9 protein-coding genes and 1 tRNA gene are annotated in these 11,077 nt (G+C 70.5%); 4 read left to right on the top strand and 6 right to left on the bottom strand.

Features of this window, described 5'->3' with window-relative positions; translation table 11 throughout:
* Positions 1–29: 29 nt before the first annotated feature.
* From ACHFFZ_RS11525 to ACHFFZ_RS11535, 3 genes are all read right to left on the bottom strand, one after another.
* Positions 30–1,448 carry an NCS2 family permease gene (locus ACHFFZ_RS11525; RefSeq protein WP_394276763.1) on the bottom strand — a complete coding sequence of 473 codons (1,419 nt, stop codon included), beginning with the start codon at positions 1,446–1,448 and terminating at the stop codon, positions 30–32.
* Positions 1,449–1,711: 263 nt separating this feature from the next.
* Positions 1,712–2,494, bottom strand: a complete 783-nt coding sequence (locus tag ACHFFZ_RS11530; protein ID WP_394276757.1) for a DUF3027 domain-containing protein — start codon at positions 2,492–2,494, stop codon at positions 1,712–1,714.
* Positions 2,494–2,877 carry a cold-shock protein gene (locus ACHFFZ_RS11535; RefSeq protein WP_394276758.1) on the bottom strand — a complete coding sequence of 128 codons (384 nt, stop codon included), beginning with the start codon at positions 2,875–2,877 and terminating at the stop codon, positions 2,494–2,496. The genes ACHFFZ_RS11530 and ACHFFZ_RS11535 overlap by 1 nt, the downstream gene beginning before the upstream one ends.
* Before the next feature lie 139 nt (positions 2,878–3,016).
* On the opposite strand from ACHFFZ_RS11535, the gene ACHFFZ_RS11540 reads away from it, so the two are divergent.
* Positions 3,017–4,063, top strand: coding sequence for a hypothetical protein (locus tag ACHFFZ_RS11540; protein WP_394276759.1), 1,047 nt, complete (start codon positions 3,017–3,019; stop codon positions 4,061–4,063).
* The gene (locus tag ACHFFZ_RS11545) at positions 4,060–6,177 is read left to right on the top strand and encodes a helicase-associated domain-containing protein (protein WP_394276760.1); all 2,118 of its coding nucleotides are present in this window, start codon (positions 4,060–4,062) and stop codon (positions 6,175–6,177) included. Before ACHFFZ_RS11540 ends, ACHFFZ_RS11545 begins: the two co-directional genes overlap by 4 nt.
* A 99-nt stretch (positions 6,178–6,276) precedes the next feature.
* On the opposite strand, the gene ACHFFZ_RS11550 is transcribed toward ACHFFZ_RS11545, so the two are convergent.
* The 3 genes from ACHFFZ_RS11550 to ACHFFZ_RS11560 form a co-directional block, all read right to left on the bottom strand.
* Positions 6,277–7,257, bottom strand: a complete 981-nt coding sequence (locus ACHFFZ_RS11550; RefSeq protein ID WP_394276761.1) for a ribose-phosphate diphosphokinase — start codon at positions 7,255–7,257, stop codon at positions 6,277–6,279.
* Complete coding sequence (gene glmU / locus ACHFFZ_RS11555) at positions 7,254–8,783, bottom strand: bifunctional UDP-N-acetylglucosamine diphosphorylase/glucosamine-1-phosphate N-acetyltransferase GlmU (RefSeq protein WP_394276764.1); 1,530 nt, start codon at positions 8,781–8,783, stop codon at positions 7,254–7,256. The genes ACHFFZ_RS11550 and glmU overlap by 4 nt, the downstream gene beginning before the upstream one ends.
* Before the next feature lie 40 nt (positions 8,784–8,823).
* Positions 8,824–8,902 (bottom strand) — tRNA-Gln (locus ACHFFZ_RS11560).
* Between the two features lie 269 nt (positions 8,903–9,171).
* Here ACHFFZ_RS11560 and ACHFFZ_RS11565 point away from each other — a divergent pair.
* On the top strand, positions 9,172–9,786 hold the full coding sequence (locus tag ACHFFZ_RS11565; RefSeq protein WP_394276765.1) for a TetR/AcrR family transcriptional regulator: 615 nt from the start codon (positions 9,172–9,174) through the stop codon (positions 9,784–9,786).
* A gap of 125 nt (positions 9,787–9,911) precedes the next feature.
* Positions 9,912–11,077: NADP-dependent isocitrate dehydrogenase (locus tag ACHFFZ_RS11570; protein WP_394276762.1), on the top strand; the 1,166-nt coding region annotated here is incomplete at its 3' end.

The raw sequence follows: 11,077 nt of genomic DNA on the forward strand, positions 1-11,077 counted from the left end.
CCGTGGTGCTCTGCCGACATGCGCTCGCCTCACATGCGCTCGACCAGGCTCATCAGGATCCCCTGCCCGAAGTACAGGACGAACAGCGCCGAGACCGCCCACAGCAGCGGGTGAACCTGGCGCGCCTTGCCGCGGATGAGCTTCACCAGGCAGTAGACGATGAAGCCGGCACCGATGCCGGTGGTGATGGAGTAGCTGAAGGGCATCAGGACGATGGTGAGGAAGGCCGGGATGCCGTCCTCCACGTCGTCCCAGTCGACGTGGGCCACCTGACTCATCATCAGGTAACCGACGAAGGCCAGCACGGGTGCTGCCGCCTCCGACGGGATCATGTCCACCAGCGGCGCCAGGAAGATCGCGGCCAGGAAGGCCACGCCCGTCACCACCGAGGCCAGACCGGTGCGGGCGCCCTCGCCGACGCCCGCCGAGGACTCCACGAAGGAGGTGTTGGAGCTGACGCCGCCCAGGCCACCGGCCATCGCCGCCAGCGAGTCGACCATCAGGATCTCCTGCAGGTGCTCGGGATTGCCCTTCTCGTTGAGCAGGTCACCCTCCTGGCCGATCGCCACCACGGTGCCGACGGTGTCGAAGAAGTCGGCCAGCAGCAGGCTGAAGACCAGCAGCAGCAGGCCCAGGAAGACCTTCACGTCGAAGTGGCCGTTGGGCATGAAGGCACCCACCATGTCGACCTTGCCGACGGTGCCCAGGCTCGGATTGGTGAACTCCGAGGCGCTGGGCAGCGAGGGCACGTTGAGCGCCCAGCCGGTGGGATTCTTCGAGCCGTCCGGCAGGAAGGTGGGCCCGACCTTGGCGACGGCCTCGACGACGATGGCCAGCACCGAGGCGACCAGGATCGAGATCAGCATGGCACCCGGCACACGACGGGTGTGCAGCACCACCAGCAGCAGGAAGCCGATGATGCACACCGCGATCGGCCAGCCCATCAGCGAGCCGTTGATGCCCAGCTCGACCGGCGGCGAACCGGCGGGCTTGCGCACCACACCGGAGTTCAACAGGCCCACGAAGGTGATGAACATGCCGATGCCGACGCTGATCGCGGTGCGCATCGCCGGTGGCACGGCCCGGAAGACCGCCGTGCGCACCCCGGTGAGCACCAGCAGCGTGATCAGGATTCCCTCCCAGACCACCAGGCCCATCGCCTGCGGCCAGGTCATGGTCGGGGCGATCGTGTAGGCCAGCATCGCGTTGAGGCCCAGGCCGGCGGCGATGGCCAGCGGGTAGCGGCCCCACACGCCCATCAGGATGGTCATGATGCCGGCCACCAGGGCAGTACCGGCGGCCACCATCATCTTGCTGTCGTCGACCGCGGCCCAGTCCACCTGGGTGCGGGCCGCGTCGAGGTACTTCGGGGCGCCGGAGAGCAGGTTGCCGTTGCGGTCGGTCTCCGAACCGATGATCAGCGGGTTCAGGGCGATGATGTAGGCCATCGTGAAGAAGGTCACCAGGCCACCGCGCACCTCGCGCGCGACGCTCGAGCCGCGACGGGTGATGCCGAACCAGCGGTCGAGGCCGCTGGTCGGGGTGGGTGTGGTGCCGGGCGGGGCGGCGTGGGAGGCCCCTTCAGTGGTGCTGGACATGGGGTCAAGCCTATGGCTCCACGACCGCGCGTCGTTCCACCGTCCGGCCTGGGCAGGACGCACCGCGCCCCTGCTGAACGGGAGGCTTCAGCAGGGGCGCGGTGCGGGTCTGCTCAGTCGAACAGGTTGTTGTCGATGCTGATGGTGTCGAAGACGGGCGGCTGCAGCTCGATGCCCCGCTCCTCGGCGACGACGTCGGAGTGGCCGCCGCAGCCGTGGTCGACCGAGACGACGGTGGCGTCGAAGGGTGAGAACTCGTTGGTGCAGGCCCCGAAGAGGCTGCCCAGCCCGCCCTGCAGGCGCACGAAGTAGCCGCAGCTGACGCAGCTGGCCGGGGCCAGGCGGCTGGACTGGTTGTCGGATCCCGACTCGCCCTCGTTCCACCGCTCGGCGGCGACGGCGCGCCCGTACTGCGACAGCACGCGCTCGCGCCCCAGGCCCAACTCGTTCACGACGGCGCGAGTGGCGGACCACTCGGCCGGGTCGGCATCGGCGGCGTACTCGCCACCGGTGAAGCCCGGCTCCAGCCGCGGATCATTGTCGGGGGTGGGCAGCAGCGTGCCGGGGGTGACGTCGCCGGCCTGGATCCGCTCGCTCCACGGAACCCAGCGGGGCGCCAACAGGGCGTCGGGGCCGGGCAGCAGAACCACCTCGTTGACGGTGGCCACCCGGGCGCGCGAGGCGCGCACCATCGTGACCGCCCAGTGCCAGCCCGCGTAGCCGGGGTGGGGGCACTCGAACAGGTGGGTGACCACGCGCTCGCCCTCGGCGACCGCACCGATGTGCTCGCCCACGCCGAAGTCGGCTGCACGTTCGACGGCCGCCTCGCGTGCCTGGTCGACGGCGGCCGCCGTCACTGCATCGGGCTTGGGGGCCCTGGTCCTGGTGGTTGCCATCACAGCTCCAGTTCGTCTGCGACCTTGCGCAGCATCAGCGCGATCTGTCGGGCCTGGCGCGCCTCGGGGTGGCGTCCGCGGCGGTAGCCATTGCCGATGCCGTCGAGCAGCTTGATCAGGTCCTCGGTGATGACCGCCATCTGCTCGGGCTTCTTGCGGGCCGCCTTGGACAGCGACGGCGGGGCCTCCAGCAGCCGCACGCCCAGGGCCTGCTCTCCGCGTCGTCCCTCGACGATGCCGAACTCGACCTTCTGGCCTGCCTTGAGCGAGGTGACGCCCTCGGGAAGCACATTGGCGCGCACGTAGACGTCTCCGCCGTCCTCCTTGGACAGGAAGCCAAAACCCTTCTCTGCGTCGTAGAAACGCACCTTGCCGATGGGCACTTCATCCTCGCTTGGTCGATGTCGGCCGTGCCGGGGGGCACGGTTCGGCCAAGTCTATCCGTCCGGCCGAGCGCACTCCACCGTCCACTGCTCCGGCACCTCCCCGGCAGCCTGCGAGCCGGCACCTAGACTGGTGGGCATGGCTGACTGGACCGATGGGGCGCAGTATGCGCCCGTGGAGCGACCCGAGGCCTTCGTCACGCCCCGCACCGACTCGCTGGAGGGCCGCAGCCGTCCGCCCCACCCCGCCGACGGGCGCCCGGCGCAGCAGCCGGATGCCTTCGAGGCGCCGCAGACCGTCGCACTGGCCGAACTCGCCCCCTCGCAGGGACCGCGGCGCGACCCCGCCGAAGCCTTCACCACCTCGTCCAGCGGTGCGGGCGCCTGGGGCTCAGCACATGCCTGGAATCCGATGATGCCGTTGGGCCCCGTGGCCGAGGAGTCCGGCACGGAGCTCGCGCCCGACTTCCCGCCCCCCGCCGGCCTGCCGACGGTGCCCGTCGCCGCCCCTGGCCAGCAACCACCCCTGCCCGCACCTGCAGCAGTTCCCGCCGCCTCGCTGGCCCAGCTGCCGCCGCCCACCGGCGCTCCGGTGCCGCTGCCGCCGCCGGCGAGCGCCACCACGCCCCAGCCTCCGGCAGCCCCGCAGCCCGTCCAGCCGGATCCCCTCTCCCAGGCCCCCGCACCCGTGCCTCACGCACCCCAGGCACCCGCACCCCAGGCACCCGTGCGCCGGGGCCCCTTCGACCCGGCACCGCCCGGCTACCAGCCGGGCCAGGAGTCGCAGGTCCAGACCGACCAGCAGTGGCAGCCGAGCACGGGGCAGGGGCCGGCGCAGCGTCCCCAGGCCCCCGTGCCAGACCGGATCACGCTGCCCTACGTGGTCCAGCAGGTCGGCTGGCTGATGCTGGCCGTGCTGGCCTTCGGCGCCGTCGTGCCCACCTTCAGCTGGATCCTGCTGCTGGTCGCCTCGATCCTGGCCAACCGTGCCCGCGCCGGGGTGCTGCTGATGCGCCAGACCTACTCGGCCGTCATCTGGGGCCTGCTGGCGATGTGGGTGGTCACCACCTTCACCGGCAACTCCTTCGGCGCGCTGGACTCCTGGGCCAGGGTGGCCTGTGGGTTGATGATCCCCTTCAGCCTGCTGGCCGGATGGGACGACCTGCGTCGCCGGGCAGGCCGGTGAGCACCCCCCGTTCGGTCGCCGAGGTCATCAGGGGGCTCGACGCCGAGGGCCTGACCTCGCTGGTGCAGCTGCGACCCGACCTCGCCGTGCCCCGTCCCCAGAGCCTCGACGAGCTCATCGAACGCGCCACCGGGCAGGCCTCCACCCACCTGGCCCTGGAGGCCCTCGACTCCTGGCAGCGTCGCGTCGCCCTCGCCCTGGCGGCCGCACCGGATGCGGTCAGCACCCGTCGGCTGGCCGCGATGATGGCCGTCGAACGCGGGCCCGTCGAGCATGCCCTGCAGGCCCTGCGCCGCCGCGCCCTGGCCTGGGGCAGCGAGCGCAGCTGGCACCTGACCCATGCCGCCCGTGCCTGGTTCGGGGCCTGGCCGGCCGGCCTGGCGGCCAGCTCCACCATGCCCATGGACGATGCCGACATCGACACCGCGCTGGCCGCCGTCGGGGAATCCGGACGCGCCGTGCTGGAACGTCTCACCTGGGAGAACCCCACCGGACGGGTGGCCCAGGCCGACCGTCGCGGCCGAGCCGACTCCACCCGCCCGGTCGACCAGCTGCTGCACCACAAGCTGGTCCGCCCCCTCGACCAGGACACGATCGTCCTGCCCCGCGAGGTATCACTGCGGCTGCGCGGCGGGCGACTGTTCGCCGACGAGGCCAGCCCCGTCGTTCCGCCGTGGCCGGCCCCGGAGTCCTCGTCGGTGGCCGACCGCGCCGGTCTGGGCAGCGCCTTCGAGTTGGTCAGCAGCACCGAGGTGGTCATCGAGACCCTGGGACGGATGCAGCCGCGGCCGCTGGCCACCGGCGCGCTGGCCAAGCGTGACCTCAACGTCCTGGCCAGGGACGGCGGCGGCACCCGACGCACCCTCTTCCTGCTGCTGGTCGCCGAGCGCGCCGGGCTCATCGCCAGCACCGCCGGCGCCTGGCTGCCCACACACCACTTCGACCAGTGGCTGGAGACCGACGGCTGGAGCCGCTGGACAGCCCTGCGCCAGGCCTGGCTGGCCCTCGACCAGCTCGTCGACCTCGCCGCCCCGGCACTGGCCCCCGGCAACACCATCGCCTGGGCCAGGGCCCTGCGGCGGCTGGCTGCACAGCAGCTGCAGTCGGCGGCGCCGGGCACCCCCGTCACCGCCGAACGCCTGGCCGAGCGGCTGCTGTGGCTGCGCCCCGGCTGGAGCAGGATCGACCTCGACGCCCACTGCCAGGACCTGACCGAGGAATTCGGCTGGCTCGGCCTGACAGCGCTGGGACGCCGCACGCTGCTGGTGGATGCCGATGACGACCCCGGCTTCCCGCAACCCGTCACCGACTTCCTGCTCCAGGGCGACCTGACCGCCGTCACCCCCGCGCCGCTGCAGGCCGACGTCGCCCGTGCCATGGGGCTGCTGGCCGAACGCGAGTCCAGCGGCGGCGCCGGCGTGCACCGCTTCACCGCCGCCAGCATCCGACGCGGCCTGGATGCGGGCTGGACCGCCGACGAGATCCGCAGCTGGATCCGGGAGCACTCCAGCACCGGCGTGCCGCAGTCGCTCGACTACCTCGTCGACGACATCGCCCGCAAGCACGGGCAGGTGCAGGTGGCCGCCGTGGGCAGCGTGCTCACCGTCGACGACCCGGTCCTGGTCGATGCCGTCCTTGGCCATGCCGACGCCCCCGTGCTGGGACTGCGCAAGCTGGCCCCCACCGTGCTGGCGGCCGCCGCCGAGCCGGAGGAGCTGGTCAGTTTCCTGCGCCACATGGGGCTGGCGCCCGTGGCGCAGGACGCGACCGGTGCCCGCTTCACCACGCCCGCTCCCCGCCGGGCCAAGGGCAGCGGGCCGGTACGGGTGCCCGAGACCGCCAGCGTTGACGCCCGCGGCGTGGTTGACGAGCTGCTGGCCCGCGACGAGGGCCACAAGCACCAGATCGCCTCGGGCAACCTGGTGCAGACCCTGCGCGAGTCCATCGGCCGCCCCGGCTGGTGGGTGCTGGACTACGTCGCCGACGACGGCAGCCCCCGCAGCGCCGAGGTGCGCGTGCTGGCCCTGGCCAGCGGCACGGCGCGGCTGATGAAGAAGGCCGAGGGCCCCTTCACCCTGCCGGTGAGCCGGATGGTCGGGGTGCGCCCGGCCTGACCCGCCACGCCACACGTCCGGGCACATCTGGCGGCGGGAATGCAGCGGGCCCGGCCACCTTGTGGTGACCGGGCCCAACAACTGCAGGAGCGGGATCGCTCAGGCATTGCCCCCGAAGAGGCTGGTGACCGAGCCATCCTCGAAGACCTCGTGGATGGCCTTGGCGATCAGCGGGGCGATCGACAGCGTGGTCACCTTCTTCATGTCCCAGCAGTTCTCGGGCAGGGGCAGGGTGTTGGTGACGATGATCTCGCTGAAGGAGCTGTTCTCCAGGCGGTCGCGGGCCGGTCCCGAGAAGACCGGGTGGGTGGTGGCCGCGATGACCTGCTTGGCGCCGTGCTCCATCAGGGCCTCGGCGGCCTGGCAGATGGTGCCGGCGGTGTCGATCATGTCGTCGACCAGCAGGCAGACCTTGCCCTCCACCTGGCCGACCACCTCGTGCACCTTCACCTGGTTGGCGACGTTCACGTCGTGGCGCTTGTGGATGATGGCCAGCGGGCAACCCAGCCGGTCGGTCCACATGTCGGCCAGTCGCACGCGCCCGGCATCGGGCGAGACGACGACCATCTCGGAGGTGTCGTACTTCTCGGTGACGTAGTCAGCAAGCACGGGCAGCGCCCACAGGTGGTCGACGGGGCCGTCGAAGAAGCCCTGGATCTGGGCAGCGTGCAGGTCGACGCTCATCAGGCGGTCGGCGCCGGCGGCCTTGTACAGGTCGGCCATCAGGCGGGCGCTGATGGGCTCACGACCCAGGTGCTTCTTGTCCTGGCGGGCGTAGGGGTAGAAGGGGCTGACCACGGTGATCCGCTTGGCCGAGGCCCGCTTGAGGGCGTCGATCATGATCAGCTGCTCCATCATCCACTGGTTCACCGGGGCGCAGTGGCTCTGGATGACGAAGGCGTCAGCGCCGCGCACCGACTCCTCGAAGCGCACATAGGTCTCGGAGTTGGCGTAGTCGATGGCGCGCGTCGGCACCAGCTCGACCCCCATCAGGGCGGCGATCTCGTCCGCGAGGCCGGGGTGCGCCCGCCCCGAGAAGAGCATCAGGTGCTTGTCATTGGGGCGCTTGACACCACTCACTTGTAGTCCTCCGGCTTGACCTTGGCCATCTTCTCCCGGGACGCGGACACGTCCGGGTGGATCTCGTGGTTGCCGCGGCTGGCAGCCTTGGCGGCCTTCGAGGCGGGGCGACGCTTCGTGACCCATCCCTCGCTGACGTGCTGGCGACCGCGGGCGACGGCCATGCTGCCGGCCGGGACGTCCTCGACGACGGCCGATCCGGCGGCCACGAAGGCACCGTCGGCCACGTCGACCGGGGCCACCAGGACCGAGTTGGAGCCAATGAAGACCCCGTCGCCCAGATGGGTGACCGACTTGTTGGTGCCGTCGTAGTTGGCGAAGATCGTGCCGGCGCCGACGTTGACGTCCTCACCGATGCGGACGTCGCCGCAGTAGGTCAGATGGGGCACCTTGGAGCCGTCGCCGATCTGGGCGTTCTTGGTCTCGACGAAGGCGCCGATCTTGCCCTTGGCGCCCAGCTCGGTGCCGGGGCGCAGGAAGCTGAAGGGGCCCACCGTGGCGCCGGGGCCGATGACGCTGAAGGAACCGTGGGTGCGCACCACCTCGGCGCCCTCCCCCACCTCGACGCTGGTCAGCGTGGTGTCGGGACCGATGACCGCCCCGGTGGCGATGCTGGTGGCGCCCTCCAGGTGGGTGCCGGCCAGGATGGTCACGTCCTGGGCGATGTCGACGTCGTGCTGGATCCACGTGGTGGCGGGGTCCTGGATGGTGACGCCATTGCGCATCCACTTGTCGATGATGCGACGGTTCATCTCGCCGTTCATCCGGGCCAGCTGGACGCGATCGTTGACGCCCTCGGTCTGCCACAGGTCGTCGATCATGTGCGCGCCGACCCGCTCGCTGTTGGCGCGGGCGGTGCTGATCACATCGGTGAGGTAGAGCTCGCCCTGCGCGTTGTCGGTCTTGAGGTGCTTGAGACCCTCGTAGAGGGTCTGGGCATTGAAGATGTAGATGCCGGAGTTGATCTCGGTGACGGCCGCCTCCTCGGCGGTGGCGTCCTTCTGCTCGACGATCCGGGCGATCTGGTCGCCCCGGCCCGACCCTGGAGAGGACGCGTCGACGTCGCGGATGATGCGTCCGTAGCCGAAGGGCTCGGGCACCTCGGCGGTCAGCACGGTGATGTGGTTGTCCTGGGCGCGGTGCTCGCGCACCAGCTGCACCAGGGTCTCGCCGGTGAGCATCGGCACGTCGCCGTAGGTCACCAGCACCTCTCCGGTGAGCTCGCCCAGACCCTGCAGGCCGCACTGGACGGCGTGTCCAGTGCCCTTCTGCTCGTCCTGGACCGCGGTGGTCACGCCGGGGGCGATCTCGGCCAGGTGCTCCAGCACCTGCTCGCGCTTGTGGCCGACGACCACCACCAGGTGCTCGGGCTCGACCTCCTCGGCGGCGTTGACGGCATAGCTCAGCATGGAGCGTCCGGCCACCTCGTGCAGGAGCTTGGAGGTGTTCGACTTCATCCGCGTCCCACCACCTGCGGCGAGGACCACCACTGCGGAGACCCGTGCGGTCTCGTCCTTGTCCTGCATGCTCACCTGGACTCCTTTGCCTTCGCGAACCTGATGTCCGCTCCCCGGGCAGGAGTCGAACCTGCGTCGCTTGTCCTGATTCAAAGTCAGGCGGGCCCTACCGACAGACCAACCGGGGATCGCCCCGCGCATGGCAGGGCACCTTGATCTTACGCACCTCACACCGGACGACGCACTTCCTCGACGCGCGCGTCCCCGCCCGCAGTACCGGCCCGCTCCGCGCGGGACCGCTTCGTCCAGCACCAGAAGCACCCCCGCGGGGGTATGGGACGATGGGTCCATGCCCAGCCTGCCGGACCCCGCCGACGAGAACCGCGCCGAGAGCAGCCCCCGCTCCTCCCGGCCCACGGCGGGACGTGGTGGACGCGCCCGCCGCGGGCGGATCCGGATGACCAGCTCCGAGCGTCGTGAACAGCTGGTGGAGGTGGCGCGCACCCTGTTCGCCCAGAAGGGTTTCGAGGGCACCAGCGTCGAGGAGATCGCCGCCAGCGCCCAGGTGAGCAAGCCGGTGGTCTACGAGCACTTCGGCGGCAAGGAGGGCCTCTACGCGGTGGTGGTCGACCGCGAGGTGCAGCGCCTGCACGACGCGATCCGCACCGCCCTGACCACGCCGGGGGCCTCCAGCCGGCAGCTGATCGAGTACGGCGCGCTGGCCCTGATGGACTACCTGGACGAGAATCCCGACGGCTTCCGGATCCTCTCGCGCGACTCCTCGGTGGTCTCGAGCCAGGGCTCCTTCGCCAGCATCCTGTCCGACATCGTGGGACGCGTGGAGGACCTGCTGGCCGCGCCCCTGGCCCGGCACGGCTTCGACGTCGACTTCGCCGGTCTCTACGCGCAGGCGCTGGTGGGCCTGGTGGCCCTGGCCGGGCAGAGCTGGCTGGACACCCGCCAGCCGTCCAAGGAGGTGGTGGCCGCCCACCTGGTGAACCTGGCCTGGAATGGCATGGCCAACCTCGTGCCGCAGCCACACCTCGAGGTGCGCAGCATGCCCCAGGAGTGACCGCCGTGGCTGGAGCCCGCGGTTTTGTCGGTCGCCTCCGCTAGTCTGGAAAGGACGGTTGGCACGGCTGCCAGCCAGTATCGACGACAAGACACGTCCGACGATTCGAGGGGATCACCAAGCCCATGGCGAAGATCATCTACACCCACACCGACGAGGCTCCGCTGCTCGCAACCTTCTCCTTCCTGCCGGTCGTGCAGGCCTACCTGAGCACCGCCGGCGTCGAGGTCGAGACCCGCGACATCTCGCTGGCCGGCCGCATCGCCGCTGCCTTCGGGCACCAGAGCGACGACCTGGCCGAGCTCGGTGAGCTGGCCAAGAGCCCCGAGGCCAACATCATCAAGTTGCCGAACATCTCAGCCTCCATGCCGCAGCTGAAGGCGGCCATCGCCGAACTGCAGGCCCAGGGCGTCGACCTGCCCGACTACGACAGCGCCTCGGCCGAGGACAAGGCCAAGTACGACGCCATCAAGGGCTCGGCCGTGAACCCGGTGCTGCGCGAGGGCAACTCCGACCGTCGCGCCCCGTTGGCGGTCAAGAACTTCGCCCGCAAGCACCCCCACTCGATGGGCGCCTGGAGTGCCGACTCGAAGACCGCCGTGGCCACCATGGATGCCGACGACTTCCGCCACAACGAGCAGTCGGTCGTGCTGCCCGAGGCCGACGTGCTCACCATCCAGCTTGTCGGCGCCGACGGCAGCACCACCGTGCTGAAGGAGAAGCTGCCGGTGCTCAAGGGCGAGATCGTCGACGCCACCGTGCTGCGCGCCGCCGCCCTGGACGCCTTCCTGGCCGAGCAGGTCAAGCGCGCCAAGGACGAGGGCGTGCTCTTCTCCACCCACCTCAAGGCCACCATGATGAAGGTCTCCGACCCGATCATCTTCGGCCACGTCGTCAAGGCCTTCTTCCCGCAGACCTTCGAGAAGTTCGGCAGCGACCTCGACGCGGCCGGCCTGAGCGCCAACAACGGCCTGGGCGGCATCTTCGCCGGGCTGGACAAGCTGGCCAATGGCGAACAGATCAAGAAGAGCTTCGATGCCGAGCTGGCCGACGGCCCCGCCCTGGCGATGGTGAACTCCGACAAGGGCATCACCAACCTGCACGTGCCCAGCGACGTGATCGTCGACGCCTCGATGCCGGCGATGATCCGCACCTCGGGCCAGATGTGGAATGCCGAGGGCGAGCAGCAGGACACCCTCGCGGTGATCCCCGACAGCTCCTATGCCGGCATCTACCAGGTCGTCATCGACGACTGCAAGGCCAACGGCGCCTACGACCCCACCACCATGGG

Source organism: Luteococcus sp. (assembly GCF_043424415.1).
In the GTDB taxonomy this organism is placed as follows: Bacteria; Actinomycetota; Actinomycetes; order Propionibacteriales; family Propionibacteriaceae; genus Luteococcus.